Annotated in this window: 17 protein-coding genes; 8 read left to right on the top strand and 9 right to left on the bottom strand. The window is 60.2% G+C overall.

Annotated elements, in window-relative coordinates:
• Positions 1–17: 17 nt before the first annotated feature.
• The 3 genes from GRF63_RS10065 to GRF63_RS10055 all read right to left on the bottom strand — a co-directional run bounded on the left by GRF63_RS10065 (position 18) and on the right by GRF63_RS10055 (position 2112).
• Positions 18–320 carry a hypothetical protein gene (locus GRF63_RS10065; RefSeq protein WP_160485866.1) on the bottom strand — a complete coding sequence of 101 codons (303 nt, stop codon included), beginning with the start codon at positions 318–320 and terminating at the stop codon, positions 18–20.
• Between the two features lie 83 nt (positions 321–403).
• A complete protein-coding gene (locus tag GRF63_RS10060; RefSeq protein ID WP_160485865.1) occupies positions 404–700 on the bottom strand; it encodes a hypothetical protein in 297 nt (98 codons plus the stop codon).
• Positions 697–2112: a glutamate ligase domain-containing protein gene (locus GRF63_RS10055; protein ID WP_160485864.1), complete on the bottom strand. Its 1416-nt coding sequence runs from the start codon at positions 2110–2112 to the stop codon at positions 697–699. Before GRF63_RS10055 ends, GRF63_RS10060 begins: the two co-directional genes overlap by 4 nt.
• Before the next feature lie 58 nt (positions 2113–2170).
• Between GRF63_RS10055 and GRF63_RS10050 the strand changes: the two genes are divergently transcribed.
• The 4 genes from GRF63_RS10050 to dnaN all read left to right on the top strand — a co-directional run bounded on the left by GRF63_RS10050 (position 2171) and on the right by dnaN (position 6044).
• Complete coding sequence (locus GRF63_RS10050) at positions 2171–3001, top strand: LD-carboxypeptidase (protein ID WP_160485863.1); 831 nt, start codon at positions 2171–2173, stop codon at positions 2999–3001.
• 26 nt (positions 3002–3027) lie between these two features.
• Positions 3028–3960 (top strand): ACP S-malonyltransferase, encoded by a 933-nt coding sequence (fabD, locus tag GRF63_RS10045; protein WP_160485862.1) that lies wholly within the window; start codon positions 3028–3030, stop codon positions 3958–3960.
• Between the two features lie 2 nt (positions 3961–3962).
• Entirely contained in the window at positions 3963–4715 is a 753-nt protein-coding gene (fabG, locus tag GRF63_RS10040; protein ID WP_160485861.1) for a 3-oxoacyl-[acyl-carrier-protein] reductase, read from the top strand.
• A gap of 201 nt (positions 4716–4916) precedes the next feature.
• Positions 4917–6044 carry a DNA polymerase III subunit beta gene (gene dnaN / locus GRF63_RS10035; RefSeq protein ID WP_160485860.1) on the top strand — a complete coding sequence of 376 codons (1128 nt, stop codon included), beginning with the start codon at positions 4917–4919 and terminating at the stop codon, positions 6042–6044.
• 58 nt (positions 6045–6102) lie between these two features.
• Here dnaN and GRF63_RS10030 read toward each other — a convergent pair whose 3' ends face one another.
• Positions 6103–7419 (bottom strand): FAD-dependent oxidoreductase, encoded by a 1317-nt coding sequence (locus GRF63_RS10030; RefSeq protein ID WP_160485859.1) that lies wholly within the window; start codon positions 7417–7419, stop codon positions 6103–6105.
• Between the two features lie 338 nt (positions 7420–7757).
• Here GRF63_RS10030 and GRF63_RS10025 point away from each other — a divergent pair, with 338 nt between their 5' ends.
• The 3 genes from GRF63_RS10025 (at position 7758) to lepA (ending at position 14604) form a co-directional block, all read left to right on the top strand.
• Positions 7758–10364: an EAL domain-containing protein gene (locus tag GRF63_RS10025; RefSeq protein WP_337189649.1), complete on the top strand. Its 2607-nt coding sequence runs from the start codon at positions 7758–7760 to the stop codon at positions 10362–10364.
• A 130-nt stretch (positions 10365–10494) separates the two neighbouring features.
• Complete coding sequence (locus GRF63_RS10020) at positions 10495–12738, top strand: EAL domain-containing protein (protein ID WP_160485858.1); 2244 nt, start codon at positions 10495–10497, stop codon at positions 12736–12738.
• A 48-nt stretch (positions 12739–12786) separates the two neighbouring features.
• Positions 12787–14604, top strand: a complete 1818-nt coding sequence (gene lepA, locus GRF63_RS10015) for a translation elongation factor 4 (protein ID WP_160485857.1) — start codon at positions 12787–12789, stop codon at positions 14602–14604.
• Positions 14605–14638: 34 nt separating this feature from the next.
• On the opposite strand, the gene GRF63_RS10010 is transcribed toward lepA, so the two are convergent.
• From GRF63_RS10010 to GRF63_RS09990, 5 genes are all read right to left on the bottom strand, one after another.
• Complete coding sequence (locus GRF63_RS10010) at positions 14639–17182, bottom strand: HWE histidine kinase domain-containing protein (protein ID WP_160485856.1); 2544 nt, start codon at positions 17180–17182, stop codon at positions 14639–14641.
• Positions 17183–17755 carry a biliverdin-producing heme oxygenase gene (locus GRF63_RS10005; protein ID WP_160485855.1) on the bottom strand — a complete coding sequence of 191 codons (573 nt, stop codon included), beginning with the start codon at positions 17753–17755 and terminating at the stop codon, positions 17183–17185.
• 87 nt (positions 17756–17842) lie between these two features.
• Positions 17843–18013, bottom strand: a complete 171-nt coding sequence (locus tag GRF63_RS10000; protein ID WP_160485854.1) for a Flp family type IVb pilin — start codon at positions 18011–18013, stop codon at positions 17843–17845.
• Positions 18014–18131: 118 nt separating this feature from the next.
• A complete protein-coding gene (locus tag GRF63_RS09995; protein WP_160485853.1) occupies positions 18132–18305 on the bottom strand; it encodes a Flp family type IVb pilin in 174 nt (57 codons plus the stop codon).
• A gap of 159 nt (positions 18306–18464) precedes the next feature.
• Positions 18465–19490, bottom strand: a complete 1026-nt coding sequence (locus tag GRF63_RS09990) for a methyltransferase (RefSeq protein ID WP_160485852.1) — start codon at positions 19488–19490, stop codon at positions 18465–18467.
• A 116-nt stretch (positions 19491–19606) separates the two neighbouring features.
• Between GRF63_RS09990 and GRF63_RS09985 the strand changes: the two genes are divergently transcribed.
• The gene (locus GRF63_RS09985; RefSeq protein ID WP_160486323.1) at positions 19607–20515 is read left to right on the top strand and encodes a CmcJ/NvfI family oxidoreductase; all 909 of its coding nucleotides are present in this window, start codon (positions 19607–19609) and stop codon (positions 20513–20515) included.
• The last annotated feature ends 86 nt before the right edge of the window (positions 20516–20601 follow it).

Genomic DNA, 20601 nt, shown 5'->3' with positions numbered 1-20601 from the left:
ATAGGTTAAGGCTGGCCTCAGGCCGCGTCGCGGCGCCTTTCGCGGCGCTGGCTTGTCAGCCAGGCATCCTCACTCGGCCAATTGCGGCCATCCTCGGATTCGATCCTGCCATCGGGGTGCTGGATAACCCAGCCCTCATCATCCACGGCGCGCGGGTCCAGCACCAGAGGGGTAAGCCGCCGATCCTGCCCCACCTGCCAGCCCAGGATATTGCTCTTGATCAGTTCAACCTGATTATCATCGAAATAGGCGTGAACCATGTAGGTGCCGGGTGCCGCATCCAGCATGCCGACGCCTGACTGGCGATAACTTTTCTGCATGGTGCGACTCATTGTCCCTGAGTAATTGCTGAGTGATTACGGTTTCGAGGGCAAGCATAGCCGCCAACCCTTGCCAAAGGCTTTCAGGTGAGATCCTGCCCGCAATATCCGCATGTTCTGGGCGGGCGGTCAGGGCGTACGACATGACCATTCCTGCTATCCCCGGCGATGTGGGCATCATTCACCGGCTCATCACAGTTCGGACATTTTGGAAAAGAGCCAGCAAGGAAGAAGCAGGCTAGATAGCCCGCGATACCTATAAGCAGCAGGAGATCATCGTCTTTGCCGCCAACCCATCGAAAGTAGAGCCCGGCAAGGCCGCACAGTGCAAACAGCGTCCAGACGCCATTGAATACCCAGGCCTTGGCGTAGGTGCTCACACCCGCTTCAGCAAACCTTGCGCAAACACCGTCAGAGTATCGTCACGTGCGCCCATCACGGCCACGCGGTCCCCGGATTTCGCCAGTTCTGCGATGCGATCCCCGCACTCTTCGCGCGTTTCGTGGTATTCCGCATTTCCGCCGGCATCGTTGATCAGTTCCACGATCCGTTCACTGCCAACGCTGCGGTCCACCGTGCCGCCGAAATATACTGGCGCGCACATGATGGTGATGTCGTCCGGCCCAAGTTCCTGCGCGAAAGTCTGCGCAAGTTCGCGGCCCATCTGTTTCAACGGGCCGTAACCATGCGGCTGGAAGAAAGCGATCACGCGGCCTTCCTGTGATTTCAGCGTGCGCAGCGTGGCGCGGGCTTTCTCAGGATTGTGGCCGAAATCGTCGATCACGGTCACGCCGTTTTCGCTGGTGCCGATCACGTCGAAACGGCGGGCAAGTCCCTTGAAACTGGCCAGCGCCATCGCCGCATCGTGCACGTTCACGCCCGCGGCAACTGCTGCCGCGATGGCGGCCAGCGCGTTCTCCAGATTGTGACGTCCCGGCATCGGCAGGCGCAGCGAATGGCCGGTGTCCGTGCGGCGATCCACCAGCAGGGCGTCCGTCTCGTCCTCACTTTCAACGATGGTGCCCGGCTCGATCCCGAAGGTTGCCCTGGGATTGTCGATCGCGAAGGAGATGACCGATTTGCACTTCTCGGCCAGGAATTCTGCATCGTCATCATCCAGATTGACGACGGCGGTTTGCGCCCGGCGGAGGAAATCGCCGAAAAGCTGGCGCAATTCCTCCATGCTCTTGTGATCAAGGCTGACATTAAGCAGCACTGCCACTGTGGGGTTGTAAAGCGCGATGGAGCCGTCGCTTTCATCCACCTCGCTGACGAAGACGCCGCCCTTGCCGACAGCGGCGCTGGCGAAGGGATTTGCGGGGCCGGTGAAATTTTTCATCACCGCGCCGTTCATGATCGTGGGCTTGCGACCGGCGCATTCTATGATCCAGCCCAGCATCGCCGTGGTGGTGGATTTGCCGCTGGTGCCGCCAATCGCCAGCGAAACAGGCGCGGCGTTGAACAGGCGAGAGAGCAGCTCCGCACGGGTAACACGCGGGCAGCCAAGTGCCTTGGCGCGCGCAATTTCCGGCACGGTATCCTCGATTGCGGCACTGGCGACCAGCACCTGCTCCCCGCTGTGCAAGCCGCTGCCGTCCTGTGGGAAAAGCTGGAACCCGTGCGATTCGAGCCAATCGAATTTTTCCGAAGTGCGCCCCTGATCCCGGCTGCGATCCGATCCGCCAACCTCGGCACCCAATCCCTTCACGATCTGGGCAAGCGGCAGCATCCCCGATCCTCCGATACCGCAGAAGAAATAGGACGGGGCCAAAACGCTTTTCGATTCATTCATGGGGGAAGTGATTATGCGGGACGTGGCACTTTGTGAAGCGGATGTTAGAGAAGTCTGGATGACAACACGCATAACCTGCCTTTGCCCCGGAAAGCCCATTCGCCGTGAACGGGCCGCTGCCGTCCTTTCCCTAGCCCAGGCAGAGTTTCCTGAGGTGGAACTTCAATTCCACCCGCAATGTTTTGAAAAGCATGGCCATTTCGCCGGGGATGACGATATGCGGGCGGAAGCTTTCGTCACCACGGCCAATGATCCCGAAGTGGAAGCGATCTGGTTCGCCATGGGCGGATACGGCGCCAACCGGATCGCCGCGCCTGCCATTGCTGCACTTGAGAAGCCTGCGCGGGAGAAGACCTATCTCGGCTATTCCGATGCCGGCACCATGCTGGGCGCGCTCTATCGCAATGGCATCGGCAAGCCCGTCCACGGGCCGCTGGCAGGCGATATCCGCCGCGATGGCGGGGAGGATGCGGTGCGCCGCGTGCTGCGCTTCCTGTCAGGTCAGGATGTGCCGCTGGAGAGCGGGCTGGACGACCGTCCCACCGTAGCGTTCAACCTGATGACACTGGCCATGCTGTGCGGCACGGATCTGATGCCAGACCTTTCCGGCCATGTCGTGCTGGTGGAGGAGGTGGCGGAGCATCATTACGCCGTGGACCGCCTGTTCTTTCACATCACGCAGCACCTTCGCAATATCGCCGGATTGCGGCTGGGGCGCATCAGCCATGTGCCGGAAAACGACCGGCCCTTTGGCATGAACGAGGAAGAGATTGCCCGCTATTGGTGCAAGCGCAGCGGCATTGCCTACCTTGGCCGCGCCGATATTGGCCATGATGCGGCCAATGCGATTGTGCCCTTCGGTGTTGCGAAAGGCGCGCACGGGGCATAGTCCCACGCGGGAGAGAAGGAGACACAATGATTGCTTTCGTTTTTCCCGGTCAGGGAAGCCAGAAAATCGGCATGGGCACAGATCTTGCCGAAGCCAGCAGCATCGCGCGCGAAGTGTTCGGAGAGGTGGACGAGGCGCTGAGCCAGAACCTTTACCGGCTGATGGCCGAAGGGCCCGAATCCGAACTGACGATGACGGCAAATGCCCAGCCCGCGATCATGGCCAATTCCATGGCCGTGGTGCGCATTCTCGAAGATGGCGGCTTCTCGCTTTCGGAGAAGGGGGACGCTGTCGCCGGCCATTCGCTGGGTGAATATTCCGCGCTGGCGTCTGTCGGCGCTTTCAGCCTTACCGACACGTCGAAATTGCTGCGCACGCGCGGCATTGCCATGCAGGACGCGGTGCCCATCGGGCTGGGTTCGATGTGCGCATTGCTGGGTGCGGATCTGGAAAAGGCGCAGGCGCTGGCCGATGCCGCTGCGGAAGGACAGGTTTGCGAGGTCGCGAATGACAATGATCCCGGCCAGGTGGTGCTGTCCGGCCATGCCGAGGCGATTGATCGCGCGGTTGCCATGGCGAAGGACCACGGCTGCAAGCGCGCGGTGAAGCTGCCGGTGTCGGCACCTTTCCACTGTTCGCTGATGCAGCCCGCCGCGCAGCGCATGAATTTTGCGCTGAATGATGTGCCGCCGCAGGCTTTCCGTCTGCCACTCTATGCCAATGTCACCGCTGCCGAGGTTACCGATCCTGCCACGGAGAGGGACCTGCTGGTGGAGCAGATCACCGGCCGCGTGCGCTGGCGCGAAAGCATGCTGGCCATGCAGGAAGCAGGCGTTACCCAATTCATCGAACTGGGCGGCAAGGTGCTGGGCCCGATGATCCGCAAGATCGCACCCGATGCCACCGTCACCAGCGTGATGACGATGGACGATATCGAAGCGCTGGCGAAGGAGGTTTGACCATGTTTTCACTCGAAGGAATGACGGCGCTGGTCACCGGCGCCAGCGGCGGCATCGGATCGTCCATCGCTTATGCCCTGGCGCGGCAGGGCGCGCGGCTGGCGCTGTCCGGCTCCAATTCCGACAAGCTGCGCGCTTTTCGTGAGCAGTTGATTGAAGAGGTAGGCGGCGATCATGTGGAGATCACCTGCAACCTGTCTGACACCACGCAGGTGGAGGAACTGATCCCGGCTGCCATCGATACGCTGGGCAAGGTCGATATCCTGGTGAACAACGCCGGCATCACGCGCGATAATCTGGCGATGCGCATGAAGGACGAGGAATGGGACGAGGTGATCAAGATCAACCTTGAATCCACCTTCCGCCTGATGCGCGCCAGCGCCCGCCCGATGGTGAAGGCGCGCTTTGGCCGCATCATCAATATCACTTCGGTGGTGGGTGCCACGGGTAACCCCGGCCAGATGAACTATTGCGCCGCCAAGGCAGGCGTCGTCGGCATGAGCCGCTCCATGGCGCAGGAACTGGCCGCGCGCGGCATCACGGTGAACTGCGTTGCGCCGGGCTTCATCCGTTCGGCCATGACGGATGCGCTGGAGGATAAGCAGAAGGACGCGATCAACACTCGGATCCCCATGGGCCGCATGGGCGAGGGCGACGATATCGGCGCTGCCGTGGCCTATCTCGCCTCGAAAGAAGCGAACTACGTGACCGGCCAGGTGCTGCATGTGAACGGCGGCATGGCGATGCTGGGCTGATGCGTTCCCTCCCCGTTGCGGTGCGGCGGGGAGGAATGTTTCGAAATTCCCACTTTTCCCCAAGGAATCCGTCCTGCGGCCTGCGAATCCTTGCCCGCAAATGCACCTGCGCTAAGGATAGTCTTGCATCATTTACCGGCGCAGCCATGCGAATCCGGGTTTTCCGGCACCGCAGCGTCAGAGTTTGAGGAAAGATTTGCGATGAAGGCCACCATCGAACGCGCGAAACTGCTGCGCTGCCTGTCTCACGTCCAATCGGTGGTGGAGCGGCGGAATACCATTCCCATCCTCTCCAACGTCCTGATCGAAGCGGACGAGGGCGGCCATGTGAAGGTCATGGCGACCGACCTTGATCTGCAGGTCGTCGAAAGCCTGGAAGCCAGCAGCGTGGATAGCGGCGGGGCGATCACCGTTTCCGCGCACCTGCTGTTCGACATTGCGCGTAAGCTGCCCGATGGCAGCCAGGTCTCGCTGGAAACTGCGGAAAACCGCATGACCATCAAGGCCGGTCGAAGCCGCTTCTCGCTGCCCACTTTGCCGCGCGACGATTTCCCCGTGATCGTGGAAGGCGACCTGCCGACCAGTTTCGAACTGCCCGCCGCCACGCTGGCAGAGCTGATCGACCGGACGCGCTTTGCCATCTCCACCGAGGAGACGCGCTATTACCTCAACGGCATATTCTTCCACGTCGCGGAAGAGGACAAGCCCGTGCTGAAGGCCGCGGCCACGGACGGGCATCGCCTGGCGCGCTATACGCTGGATCGCCCTGCAGGCGCCGAAGGCATGCCTGACGTGATCGTGCCGCGCAAAGCCGTGGCAGAACTGCGCAAGCTTCTGGAAGAAGCGATGGAAGGCAATGTCTCCATCGATCTAAGCCCGTCCAAGATCCGTTTCACCCTTGGCGGCGCGGGCGGCGTGGTGCTCACCAGCAAGCTGATTGACGGCACCTTCCCTGATTACAGCCGCGTGATCCCCACGGGCAATGACAAGCTGCTGAAGGTCGATCCCAAGTCGCTGTTTTCCGGCGTGGACCGCGTGGCCACCATCGCCACCGAGAAGACCCGTGCCGTGAAGATGGGCCTGGAAAACGACAAGGTTACGCTGACCGTTACCAGCCCGGACAATGGCAATGCGGTGGAAGAAGTATCCTCCCAATATGCGTCAGACGCTTTGGAAATCGGTTTCAACGCCGGCTACCTGAAGGACATTCTTCACCAGATTGATTCCGACACGGTGGAAATGCACTTTGCCGATGCCGGTGCGCCTACGCTGATCCGCAAGGATGAAGGCAGCCCGGCACTGTACGTGCTGATGCCGATGCGGGTGTAAGCCGGCTTTGCCATTCCCGGAAATTGCTCCAGGGATGGCGTCTGCCTTGAGGTGGGCCTCAGTTCACGGCCCTGATCATCGCCTCGATATCGACGAATTTCTCGCGTGGGGAGCCTTCGCGGGCTGCCATGGCTTCGGCTTCCTCGATCTTTTTCCAATCGCGGAAGGTCACCACGTCCAGCCCATTTTCGGCGGCGAAGGCATCGAACGCCTGGCGGCCTTCCTTGCGCCCGCTGCCGATAGTGCCGTCTTCCAGGTCAGCAACGATTTTCTCAACGATTGCAAAGCCATCCGGCTTGTTCGTGCCAATCGTGCCCGATGGCCCACGGCGTGCCCAGCCAACGCAGTATAGCCCCGGCAGGATGCGCCCCTCGTCATTGGCGAAACGGCCTGCGCGCTCGTCAAAAGGCACGCCGGGAATGGGCGCCGTGCGATAGCCGATACAACTGATGACAAGGTCGGCCGGCAGCCTCTCTACCTTGCCGGTGCCGACCGCGCGGCCTCTTTCCAGTCGGGTTTGCTCCACCTCGATCGCCTCTACCTTGCCATCCCCGATGATGGCCTTGGGCTGGGCGAAGAAGGCAAATTCCACCGCGATGCGTTTTTCGCCGCGAATATGTTCTGGCGTGGCGGCAAATTCTCGCAGGATGGCAACGGATTTGCGCAGGCCCGGCTCCAGAATGGCGTCCTCCGCCTCATCGGGCAGATCATTCTTGTCGATATGCGGCGCGGCATGATCCAGCCGGCCCAGTTCGCCCAGCTCCTTCGGCGTCATCATGATCTGATGCGGGCCGCGCCGCCCCAGCAGAATTATCCGGTCAATATTGCTGCCTTCCAGCGCATTCAGCGCGTGGCCGACAATGTCCGATCCATCGAATTCGGCCCCTTTTTTCGAAAGCATGCGCGCGACATCCAGCGCCACATTGCCCATGCCGATCACCACCGCCGTTTGCCCTGACAAATCGGGGTTGAGATCTGCAAATTGCGGGTGGCCATTGTACCAGCCGACAAAGGCGGCACTGCCGAAAATATTGGAAAGATCTTCTCCGGCAATGCCCAGATCCCGATCCTTCGGCGCGCCCGTTGCCAGGACGACGGCGTCATACATGTCCTGCAATTGCGCGATGGAAATATCCTGGCCAACGGCGGCATTGCCCACGAAGCGGACATTCTCTGTCAGCGCGGTTTTTTCATAGCGGCGCGAGACGCCTTTTATCGATTGGTGATCGGGCGCAACGCCTGTACGGATCAGGCCGTAAGGTACTGGTAACTTGTCGAAAATATCCACGCGCACATCATCGCCAAAGTGCTTTTGCGCAGCTTCTGCTGTGTAATAACCTGCGGGGCCGGAGCCGATTATGGCAATATGTCGCATCCAGAGCATCTTTCGATCGAGTGGCGCACCAGAGCCGGAGTTTAGCGGATTAACCACATCCGGCAACGCGCCTTTCCCCTTCATACCCGACGAAAAACATTCAAACAATTCAACGGCGCGAGTTAACCGTTCTTCAAAGGCATTTGGGGCATGGGGCCTCGATGGACCAATCTGCAGGCAAGGCCCTTGAAAGGTTAAGGAGAGCGACTGCATCAACGCAGCAGCAATCCCCTGTGCCTGCGCCCCGCAGGCCGGTGCCGGAAAGTCCGGGTCCAGAACCTGTCGCGAAAGCCGCGAAGCAGCAGGCCGAACCGCCTGCAGATCCGGGGCAGTCCGCAGTGGACCGTCGCAAGGCCGAGCGGCGTGAAAACTTGCGCAGCCGCCAGGCAAAGCCTTCGCTCAACGCCCTGATCGAAAAAGAGCTGTTTCCCCGATCCTGGCCATTTCTGGTGATGGCCCTGATTGGCGGCGTGCTGGCAGCCGCCAATGCCGCCGAATCGCTGCCGAGCATCTGGCCGGCCATTGCTTTGGTGCTGTCGGTGCTGGGCGTATTGCCCGTGCGATATGTTTGGAAAGCGGTTGCAGGCCGCAGCCTGAAAGTCATGGCTGCGGGCGCTGGCCTGGTGGTGGTGGCACCCTTGTTCATGTTCGGGTTCGGCATGATTCGCTGGACGATGGAAGGCAGCATCGCCTGGGATGTGACGGTTGCTTCCATGCTGGGCGTCAGTTCCATCGTGGTGGTTTACCTGCGCCGGAACGCCGCCATGATTTTCGCCGCGCAGCTTGCCATCTGGTCCGCCGCAGTGGTGGCTTTCGGTTCGCTGATTGGCGCGCTGGCAGTGCTGGCTGGGCTGGGCATCGCGGTGATGGTGACGCGCGAACAGATGGAACAGCAAGCGCTGGAAACCGAGTACAAGCGCGCGCAGGAACGGGTCGCCACCCGCGCACAGGATATTCTCACCGATTATGAGGAAACAGGGCAGGGCTGGTTCTGGGAAATCGATCGAAGGTCGCTCCTCACCTATATCTCGCCGCCTGTTGCGCAGGCCTTGCAGGTAGAGCCCGGACGGCTGCTGGGGCAGCCGCTGACCCGTCTTTTCGATCTTTCCGACACGGGCGAGGAGGGAGAGCGCACGCTGCTGTTCCACCTTTCGGCACGGTCTTCCTTCAGCGAGCTTTCGGTGAAGGCGGCCATCGCGGACGAGGAGCGCTGGTGGTCCGTCTCCGGCCGCCCGCTGTATGATCACCTCGATAATTTCATCGGTTTCCGCGGGTCCGGCACCGATCTGACGGAACGCAAGCGCAGCCAGGAAAACGCCACGCGCCTGGCCCGATATGATTCGCTGACCGGGCTCGCCAACCGATACGAGATGAGTCAGTCGCTGGAGAAAATCCTGGCGGCGCCGCAATTGTTGAACCGCAACTGCGCGATATTCCTGCTGGATCTCGACCGGTTCAAGCAGGTCAACGATACCATGGGCCATCCGGCAGGTGACGCGCTGTTGAAACAGGTGGCGCAGCGGCTGGAACGCGCGGTTGGCAAAATGGGGCAGGTTGGCAGGCTTGGCGGGGACGAATTCAAGGTCATCATCCCGACCCGGGTCGACCGTGAGACGCTGGCCGGGCTGGGCCGTGACATCATCAACTCCTTGTCGCAGCCCTATTCCATCGATGGGCAGCGCGTGGTGATCGGGGCGTCTTCAGGTATCGCCATATCTCCGGATGATGGCGACACCAGCGAAGAACTGATCCGCAATGCCGACCTCGCGCTATATGCCGCGAAGGATGGCGGGCGCGGGCGTTATCATTTCTATTCGCAGGATCTGCATGCCGACGCAGAAGCGCGGTCTGCCATGGAAGAGGATTTGCGCGATGCCTTGGCCAAGGGCGAGTTGGAGATGTTCTACCAGCCTATCGTGGCAGTCGAAACGCAGCGGATCACCGGTTTCGAGGCGCTGATGCGCTGGCATCACCCGGTCAAGGGCTGGATTTCGCCGCACCGCTTCATCGAAACCGCGGAAGACACCGGCATGATTCAGCAATTGGGCGAGTGGGCCTTGCGTCAGGCGTGCGAGCAGCTGGCGTCATGGCCGGGTGACATTCTGATGGCGGTCAACGTGTCACCCCTGCAATTCGCCAATCCGAACCTGCCCAGCATCGTGGCCAATGCCATCGGGCATGCGGGTATTGCGCCGTCGCAGCTGGAGCTGGAGATCACGGAAACGGTCTTCCTGCAGGATAGCGCTGGTACGGAAGCCATGTTCGCCGCGCTGAAGAAGCTGGGCGTGCGCATGGCGCTGGACGATTTCGGCACCGGCTATTCCTCGCTGGGCTATCTGAAGAAGGCGCCGTTCGACAAGATCAAGATCGACAAGAGCTTCGTGCGCGGCATTACCGAGGCTGGGAGCCGCAATGCCGCCATCATCGCCTCTATCACCAGCCTGGCCCAATCGCTGGGCATGGAAACCACGGCAGAGGGCGTGGAGACGATGGATGAGCTGGACCTGGTGCGCAAACACGGTTGCAGCCATGTGCAGGGCTATATTTACGAGCGTCCGATGGATGTTCGGCAGGCCGATGCGCGCATTGCCGCGGGTCTGGAAGCGGTGGCACGCGGCCCGCGTTGCAGCCGCGCGCCGCGCCAGAAGATGCTGCGCAAGGTGATGCTGGATCACAACGGACACCTCTACAACGGCACCATTCGCAATATTTCCACCACCGGGGCGATGATCGAGGGGTTGTGGAATGTGCCGGTTGGCACGGTTTTCGACGTGCAGATTTCCTACAGTCGCACCGTCACCTGCACCACCAGATGGAGCGAGGCAGACCGCATCGGCGTGGAGTTCATCGAGCCGCTTGAACGCGATGCGTCAGGCAGGATCGTTGCTATCGAGGGGGTGGCGCCAAAACCGCTGGACCCGGCAGAAATGCAAAAAGTCGGCTGATTTATCCTTACAGAACAGTGCAGTCTTAGCTGTTTGGTAACGCAGACTGTTTACGACAATTTCGATGAAAAAATGGCGCATTTGCGCGCCTCCCATGCTGATTTTGCATGGATGATGGAGAAGTGATGGCATGGGTGTTCGCGGTATCTGGAAGGGTTTTGGCGGCAATGGCGCCGACCCCATTTCCGTTCCCGATGCCGAGGCTGCGACCGCCAACATCGCCGTTGCCAGCGATAAAGAGCGCCTTGAGATGCTCGACAGTTTCGAGGCCAGCGACCTTGCGTGGTTCTGGGCTACCGGTGCTGACTGCCGTCTCACCTACCTTTCTACCAAGGCAATGGCGCAGTTCGACGCAGGCCGCGTCATCATCGGAACGCCAGTTGCCAAGCTGATGCAGACTGTGAGCGAGGAAGAGCACCACGGCGAAACAAAGCCCATGTCCTATCTGCTCAGTTCGCGATCGAATTTCTCTGAGCTGGTAGTGTCCATCAATGGCGAGGATGGCAACAAGAGCTCCTGCAAATGGTGGCTGCTGACGGGCCGCCCGCAGTTTGACAAGAAGCGCAATTTCAAGGGCTATCGCGGGACGGTGAAGGATATCACCGCCACTTACGAGGAAAAGCGCAAGACATCGCGCATGGCCGCCTTCGATGCGCTGACAGGCCTTTCCAACCGTCACCGCATGACCCAGCGGCTGACGGCGGCACTCACCGCCTACAAGATCGAAAAGCGCAGCTGCGCGATCATCATGCTCGATCTCGATCGGTTCAAGCACGTGAATGATACGCTGGGCCATCCTGCGGGCGACGAATTGCTGCGCCAGGTCAGCCAGCGTTTGCAGCGCGTGGCACCCGCCGGGGCGGAGATCGGCCGGATTGGCGGTGACGAGTTTCAGCTGATCGTTCCCGATCTGGATGATCGCGGAAAGCTGGGTGACAGTGCCAATCGCATCATCCAGATGATTTCGCAGCCCTATTCCATCGAAGGCAGGCGGGCCACCATCGGCACCTCTGTCGGCATTGCCGTTGCTCCCTACGACGGGATCGAATCCTCCGAACTGGTGAAGGCTGCCGACCTTGCCCTATATGCTGCCAAGGGCGGTGGGCGCGGTCAGTTTCGCTTTTATTCCAACGATCTGAAGGAAAATGCGGAGGATCGAAGGGAGATCGAGGAAGACCTGCGAGACGCCATCGCGCGGGAAGAACTGGAAATGCGGTATCAGCCGCAGGTGGATGCGCAGGGGCACTCGGTTTGCGGGTTTGAGGCCTTGATGCGTTGGGAGCACCCCGAACAGGGGCCGATCTCGCCAGCGGTTTTCATCCCCATCGCTGAAGACAGCAACATGATCGATCAGATCGGCGGCTGGGCGCTGACGCAGTCTTGCTGTGATGCGGCAAGCTGGCCGGGCGATCTGCCGATCGCGGTGAACGTCTCTGCAAGGCAGTTCATGAATGAGGATCTGCCCGATATCGTTTCCAAGGCCCTGAAAGTTTCCGGTTTGCAGCCATCGCGGCTGGAGCTGGAGATTACGGAAAGTGTCTTCATGGGCGATGTCGGCAGTGCCCAGGCCATGTTTACCAAGCTCAAAAAGTTGGGCGTGAAGCTGGCGCTGGATGACTTCGGCACCGGCTATTCATCGCTCTCCTACCTGCGGGATTCGCCGTTCGACAAGATCAAGATCGATCAAAGCTTCGTGCGCGGATGCGCGGAGGATGGCAAATCGGGCCGCGCCATCATCCGTGCCATCGCCAGCCTGGCGCGGGCCATGGACATGACGACCGTTGCCGAGGGCGTGGAAGCCATGGACGAGCTGAAGACCGTAGCATCGCTTGATGTGGACACGGTGCAGGGCTTCATCTTTTCTCGCGCGGTTTCGCAAAAGGATGTGCTGGAAAAGCTGGAATCGGGCGAATTGCGGTATGAACCCGTTGGCCCGGCAAAGCATCGTGCGCAGCGCCGCACGCTGTTCCGCCGCATCGGGGTCGTGCATGAAGATCATCACTATGTCGCCATGCTGCGCGATCTTTCCCGCACCGGCGCGCGTATAGAGGGGCTGGTGGATGTCCCCATCGGCACCGATCTCGTGATTGACCTTGGCGAAGGGCAGATCGTGGTCTGTAAGGTTCGCCGTTCGCAGGACGCGACGCAGGGCCTGGAGTTCGAAACGCCGCTGGTGTCGGACGGGGCGGGGGGCCTTTGTACCCGGCACCGCGTTTCACCCTATATGCTCGCCAATGTCGGCATGCCGTTGCAGGCCCTGCAAAGCGGGCATCACCTTGCCGCGGTGACGGCTGGCAGCGGCGGGGATGCGTCCCGCACGCGCCCGCGGTTCATGCAGCTTGATCTGGGCGGTAGTGCCTCTCGCGCAGGCTAGGCGCATATTCCGGCTGACAGTTCATCAGCGCCCCGCTAAAGGCCCGCCATGACCGAATTGTCGCGCATCCGCAATTTCTCCATCATCGCCCACATCGATCACGGCAAATCCACGCTGGCGGATCGCCTGATCCAGCATTGCGGCGGCCTGACCGAACGCGAGATGTCTGAGCAGGTGCTCGACAATATGGATATCGAGAAAGAGCGCGGCATCACCATCAAGGCGCAGACCGTGCGCCTGAATTACACCGCGAAGGATGGTGAGACTTACGAGCTCAACCTGATGGACACGCCGGGCCACGTCGACTTCGCCTACGAAGTCAGCCGCAGCCTTGCCGCGTGCGAGGGCGCGCTGCTGGTGGTGGACGCGGCGCAGGGCGTGGAAGCGCAGACGCTGGCCAATGTCTATCAGTCGATTGAGCACGATCACGAAATCGTGTGCGTCATCAACAAGATCGATCTGCCCGCCGCAGAACCGGAAAAGGTAAAGGCCGAGATCGAGGACATTATCGGCCTGGACGCCAGCGACGCTGTGCTCACCAGCGCCAAGTCCGGCATCGGTATCGAGGAGGTGCTGGAAGCCCTTGTCGCCCGCATTCCCGCCCCAACTGGCGATCGTGATGCGCCGCTGAAGGCCATGCTGGTGGATAGCTGGTATGATCCGTATCTCGGCGTCGTCATCCTGGTGCGGGTAATGGACGGGGTGCTGAAAAAGGGCCTCAACGTCAAATTCATGCAGGGCGGCACTGAGCATCTGGTGGACCGCGTGGGCTGCTTCAGCCCCAAGCGCACCGATCTGCCGGAAATCGGCCCCGGCGAAATCGGCTTCATCACCGCACAGATCAAGGAAGTTGAGCAGGCCCGCGTGGGTGACACCATCACCACGGTGAAGGGCGGTTCCACCAAGGCGCTGCCGGGCTACAAGGAAGTGCAGCCGGTGGTGTTCTGCGGCCTTTTCCCCGTGGACGCCGCCGATTTCGAGAAGCTGCGTGAGAGCATCGGCAAGCTGCGCCTGAACGATGCAAGCTTCAGCTACGAGATGGAATCCTCCGCCGCGCTGGGCTTTGGCTTCCGTGCCGGCTTCCTCGGCCTGCTGCATCTGGAAATCATCCAGGAACGGCTGAGCCGCGAATACGACCTTGACCTGATTACCACCGCGCCATCCGTGGTGTACCGCGTCCACCTTGGCCACACCAAGAATGAGGACGCACAGGTCATCGACATTCACAACCCGGCAGACTGGCCGGACGTGAACCGGATCGAGATGATCGAGGAGCCATGGATCAAGGCCACCATCTACACGCCGGACGAGCATCTCGGCTCCATCCTGAAACTGTGCCAAGATCGCCGCGGTATTCAGACCAATCTCACCTATGTCGGCGGACGCGCACAGGTGACATACGAATTGCCGCTCAACGAAGTGGTGTTCGATTTCTACGATCGCCTGAAATCAATCAGCCGCGGTTATGCCAGCTTCGATTACGAACAGATCGGCAATCGCGAGGGCGACCTCGTGAAGATGAACATCATGGTGAATGCGGAGGCCGTGGACGCGCTGTCGCTGATCGTCCACCGCTCCGTTGCCGAAGAGCGCGGACGCGGCATGTGCGAACGCCTGAAGGACCTGATCCCGCGCCACCTGTTCAAGATCCCGATCCAAGCCGCCATCGGCGGCAAGATCATCGCCCGCGAAACCATCGCTGCCCTGCGTAAGGACGTGACGGCCAAGTGTTATGGCGGCGACATTTCGCGCAAGAAGAAGCTGCTGGACAAGCAGAAGAAGGGCAAGGCCCGGATGCGCGAGTACGGCAATGTGAGCATTCCGCAGGAAGCCTTCATTGCAGCGCTGCGGATGGGGGAGGAGTAGCGCCGCTACTCCCCTCCGTCATAGCTAAGGGCCGTTACAGCAAACCCGCCATCGTGCTTCCCAACAGTGCCTTTTCATAGGGCTTGGTAAGCACCGGATATTCCGAAAAATCTTCCAGCAACTGCGCGCTGTCACCATAGCCGGTGGCAAAGGCAAAGGGGATGCCCTTTTCCTTCAAAGTCCGGGCCACAGGCAGGCTGTTATCCACGCCAAGGTTGAGGTCTAGCAGGGCCATCGAAATGTCCTCCTCCTCGATGATCCGCATGGCTTCTGCAACGCTGGAGGCGGTACAGACTTTTTGCGCCCCCAAGTCCTCCAACATTTTCTCGCTATCCATGGCGATGATCATGTTGTCTTCCACCAGCAGAACCGTGCCACTCAATTGGGAGGAACTGGTTTTTGCGGGCACCGGGGTGCCGACCTTCTCGGGCTCGCTCTGCTCCTGCTCGACGAAATCCTCGATATGGGCTTCGGGGATCATCAGCCGAGCGCGTACACCCGACATGGGGAAGGAAATCTCGGCCTCTCCACCCAGTTCGAACGGGATGGAGCGTTCGATCACGGTTGATCCGAAGCCGCGCCGGGTGGGCGGCTTTACGGTCGGACCATCGGATTCCACCCAGGTGAGGGTGAGGGCATCATCGTCTTCACGGGTCAGCGTGACGTCAATCTTGCCGCGGCTATCGGCCAACGCTCCGTATTTTGCGGAATTCGACGCCAGTTCATGGATGACGAGCGCCAGCGTGGAATAGGTTTCCGGCAGCACGATGGCATCGCAGCCACTGAACTGCACGCGATCGCACTTCGGCCCAAGATATGCGGTGACTTCGGTACGGATCAACTCGCGCAAGGAAGCCGCGCTCCAGTTCCCGCGCGTGATCTGGTCATGCGCGCGCGCCAGCGCCTGAATGCGATCGGAGACATTGGTGGTGAACTCATCGACGCTCACGGCATCCGTCTTGCTCTGCTCCACCAGACCGCGGATCAGGTTAAGGATGTTGCGAACGCGGTGGTTGAGTTCTGCAATCAGCAGTTCCTGCTTCTCCTGCGCACGCGTGCGTTCCGCATTGGCGGCATCGCTCATTAACAGCACCACCTCCAGCAAGGTGACGCGGATGCGTTCGGCGATCTCCTTTTCCTTCGCGGTCCAGTCCTCCGACTGGCCGTAAACGGTCTCTTTCCAGCTCGCGAAGCTCTTGCGCGGGGTAAGGCGGGCGCCATTGGGCCCGTATTCGATGGCTTTCTCTGGATTGCCGGCCCAAGTGACGGTTTTGGCAACTTCGCCGCGGAACAGCATGATGTAATCGCGCGGCTTGCGCGAAACCGGCAGGGCCAGCAGGCCGGCGCCGCGGGCGATATAATCCTCTGCCGGCGGGTGCACCTTGTGCAGGCAATTGGTGGAATAGACCTGGCTGGTGGCGGTGGTGTTGAGGAACCTGACCAGCGTCATGATCTCATCCTTGGTGGGCGTATTGCCAACCTGGCGGAACTTCCCGTCGATCCAGCTTACAGCGCCGTCGAAATCTACTATCTCGTCCAGGCCTTCGAGGATGAAGTCGACGTCGTCCTCGACCTTTGCCCCTTCCGCGAAATGGCGCATCAGATCATCATGCAGGTTGCGAACGGCCTCCATATCGTTGGACTTGCGGCGGTTTTCCAGGGCGGCCAGCACATAGCCGAACATCTGGCCGAACAGATCGCAAGCCGATCGCACGCGGGCATCAAGAACCAGCGGCTTGTAATGGTGGCAGGCGAACAGGCCCCACAATTTGCCGTTGACCATTATGCTGATCGACATGGAGGCCTCTACCCCCATGTTCCGCAGATATTCGAGATGAATGGGGGATACCGCGCGCAGCGTGCTGAGCGATAGATCCACCTTTTCATTCTCGGAATTCGCTTCGGGAATGATAGGCGAAACCTTGTCATTCACATCGCTGATGATGCGGATCAGGGATCGCCTGTAAAGCTCGCGCGCCTGGCTGGGGATATCGGATGCAGGATAGCGCAGCCCCATGAAGGAATCGATGCCGGGGTTTGCGGCCTCTGCAATCACCTGGCCTGAAAGATCGGGCGCGAAGCGATAGACCATGACGCGGTCGAACCCGGTAAGCAGGCCGACGAACCTTGCGGCAATCTTGCACAGCTTGTCGACATCATCGACGCCGTTGAGGCGATCGATAATGTTGCGCACTTGCGACATGCTGTCTTTCTGCTTCTCCTGGGAGAGGGCAGGCTCTATCTCGACAATTGTGTTGCGACCGGTGCGGTGCAGGGCAATGTTGAAGCGCCGATCATCATTGGCGCGCACCCTGACATCGAACAGATGCGCGGTGGCATCCATTGCATTCAACGTCTGCACGGCGCCGCGAATATCATGCAACGCGCTTTCGGTAATTACGTCGAGCGCGGACGTGCCGATGATCTCCTCGGCCTTTACGCCAAGAATTTCATCCGTGTTGCAGGACGCGTGAACAATCAGCCAATCGGAAGAAAACGCGAGGAGACAGCCAAATGTCTGGACATGGCCCAGCAGATGGATCTCCTCCCTGTCGCAATTCGTAAGATCAACCTTCATTTATGTAGAACTTTGTAGCAAGGCGCGTGCTTCCCGGGCTTCTGAAAGAAAAAGATTAAATGTGGAAACGGCCTCAGCGACGATTCTATCCCCCTGATCTTCATATTCTTTGAGTTCTTGCACGAATTGCCGCCACAGGTGTCGGGTCTGGTCATCCGTGAAATAGGCGATTGCGGCCTGCGGCCACGTGATTTCCTGTAGTTTCAGATTGGACGCGATCACCCGCGATCCGAGGCGCGATCCAAAGATCACATAGATCGCAGAGAGGGGATGCAATTGCACCGGCGGTGCCACAGGCTGCCCCACGGCCCCTTGTGTGGGCTCACCTTGTGCAGCCGTTTGTGACGCTGCGAGCGATTGCACGGCAAGGTCATGCAAGCGCTGCACTTCCTGCTGATAGTCGGCATGGCGAGCAAGGTTCGGCAGCACGCGTTCCATCACTCGGATGTGCGCGCGCAAGGTGGCGGCCAGCCCGTGGCTGGTGGCAAGATCGAGGTGAGCGAAGGCTTCCTCTACCTGTTCGTGAATGTCGCCCGTCTCACGCCGCAGGCGTTCCCTCAGCGTCGGTTGCATCGGCAAAGAAGGCTGAGGGTCGTAAGCATGGCGAGCGGTCTTAATTCGATGTTTCACGCACCGCAAGTCACCAGAGTTGTTGGGTGGTTACTGGGCGTCTTCGTATATCTCGCCAAGTTCGGTGAAGGAATCGTCAACCTGGGTGGCCAGAACAAGGAAGCTGCCGAGCAGCACCATCGCGATAAGAGAGGCCAGCAGGCCGTACTCGATGGCCGTGGCCCCTGTTTCATCCGCAAGAAAAGCTTTGATCAAAGCCATCAAAAATCTCCAAAAACTAACACGACGATCCCCATTGCCGCCGGGGTGCAATGGCAGATAACGGTTAATCTGGAGTATCTCTCGACAACCTGGCAGCACGTATTCGTGCAAATATTCTTCAGTTGACGATATCTTCGTACTTCGCCGCGGTATCGCCATAACTGGAATCCACCACGTCACCCAGCTCGTCAAAGCCGGACATGGCAGCCATCGCGATCAAAGAGGCGATCAGGCCGTATTCGATGCCCGTGGCACCGATTTCGTCAGCCAGGAATTTGCGTGCAAATGCCATTACCCAAGTCTCCAATTATCATGCGACGGTCCCCACTGTCGCGCATGCCTGTATGAACCGGGTCGGTTAGCGTGGCCCTTTTGATCGGGGTTTCCCGATGCGGTTAAGACGATATTGAGGATGACGGTGCGATCGGCTGGTGAGGCCTTATTCCGGGCATCATTCCGGCTTGCGCGCCGATATCAGTGAATAATATCCTCCACCGCTGCGGCAGGCACGCACATCCTCAAAGCCCGCATCTTCCAGCAGGGCACGAAGTTCCGGCAAGGTATATTGCTTCCCCAGCGTGCCCATCAGCATCATCAGGCTGAAGCTGGTCGCCTGCCAAGGGCCGGTGCCGTCATCATCCATAAGGATCTCGTGCAGGAAAATCCGTCCGCCGGGTTTCAGTGCGGCAAAGCTCTTTTGCGATAGTAGCGCGTTCGTCTCTTCAGACCAATCGTGATAGATATTGGCGAAGAAATGCGCGTCGTGCCCGGTGGGCCATTCCTGTTCGAACATGTTCAGCCCGCAGGTCGATATCCTGTCCTGCAAACCGGCGGCCTCGACATGGGTTTGCGCCTCTGCCACCATTTCCTTCAGATCCAGCAGGGTGACTTGCATGGCGCCGTGAGCGCGGGCCATTTCGATGCCGTAAACACCCGATCCGCAGCCCACGTCCAGCAGGCTTTTCACGTCCTTGAACACCGGCTGCAAGGCCGCGCCGCGCGCTGGGCCCATCGAATGGGCATGCATGAAGTCGGAAATGCGCCGGGCAACCTCGGCGCTCATCGTGCCGCGTTCCCATTCCGGGCCGCCCGCCACTTTGTTCTCCGGGCGAATGCCTGTCCGCACCATCGCGATCAGATCTGCATGCAAGGGTATCGTCTGCCGAAAGCGCAGCAGGAAACCGCCCCAATAACCCTCCGCCTCCGGATGCAGCCACATCCGCGCCGGCGGCGTGGCAGACCATCGCATATCGCGCCGCTCTGCAACTCCGATGGATGCCAGCGCGCCCAGCAGGATGCCCAGCGCCCGCTCGTTCACGGCTAGGGACTGTGCCAGTTCGCTGGTCGTCATCGCGCGGTTCCCGATGGCGCCGAACAGGCCCAACTCGTCCGCCACGGTTACGGCAGGAAGGGTGAATTGCGATTGCCAGATATCCCAGATCGGGCGATCGTCAGTGCCAGGCGGTAGCGGTCCCATGTCTCTCTCCCAAGATGCTTTATCCACCTATAGCGCGATGCTTGCCGCTCGCCAGCGCGTCGTGCCATGATGCCCGCAGTCGCCGGGGAGCGATGCGGAAGGAGTGGACGCGAGTGATGGCAGAACCGGAAGATGCAGCAATCGAGGACAAGGCCCGGCAGGTAAGCGCGCTGATGCGTTACGTGGACGAGGGCGACTTCGTGACGCGCCGTTATGTCAGCCAGGGCAGGGAGCTGAACACCGGCACATATTCCGATCACGAGGTGATCATACGCGATGGCATGCCGATGCGCGATCATTTCACGCTGGATCGTCACGGCTTCACCATCGCCAGATCATCCACCGCGGTGACCGATTTTCATGACAAGGCAATGGTGGACAGGCTTTACGAGCGCGAAGTGGAGGCCGATGTCCTGCGGCTGACCGGGGCCGACAAATGCGCCGCGCGCGGCTGGATGCTGCGAACCAGCGCGGATTTGAGCGAGCGCGCCAGCCAGAAGACCGAAGGCTATCAGCATCGCGGCGGATTGCAGCCTCCTGCCGGGGAAGCGCATGTCGATGTCTGCACCGCCACAGCGCAGCGCATGGCGCAGGCGACCTATGAGCAGTGTTTCCCCGATGGAAAGGGCTTCACGCGCTTCCTGATCACAAGCCACTGGCGCTGTTTCTCTCCCCCGCCACAGGATGTGCCCCTGGCCCTGTGTGACGGACGAACAAGTTTCGGTGGTGAGGAAAAGGAAAACACCCTTCTGATCGTGGATGAATTCCCGGAAGGGGAGGCGCTGATCGCCCCCGTTCCCGGTGAAGATCAGATGCTGGCGGCCACGATTTTCTCCTACCACCCGTCACATCGCTGGTGGTATTTCGCCGGGATGGAGCGCGAGGACGTTCTGTTGTTCAAATTTCATGACAGTAATCACGATGTTACCTGGCGCTGCCCGCACTCAGCCTTCGTCGATGGGTCGGCCGCATCTGCCCACGTGCGCGAAAGCATCGAATGTCGAAGTATAGCTTTCTGGGAATAATCGGTCGCGCAGGAGCAGTTTGGCGTAACAGGCTGATATCGGCGATTGTTTCATAAATGTCACACGAAACGATCTCCTTTGAAACC

This window comes from Aurantiacibacter rhizosphaerae, assembly GCF_009807005.1.
In the GTDB taxonomy this organism is placed as follows: domain Bacteria; phylum Pseudomonadota; class Alphaproteobacteria; order Sphingomonadales; family Sphingomonadaceae; genus Alteraurantiacibacter; species Alteraurantiacibacter rhizosphaerae.
This window is presented reverse-complemented; position numbering and strand designations above follow the sequence as displayed.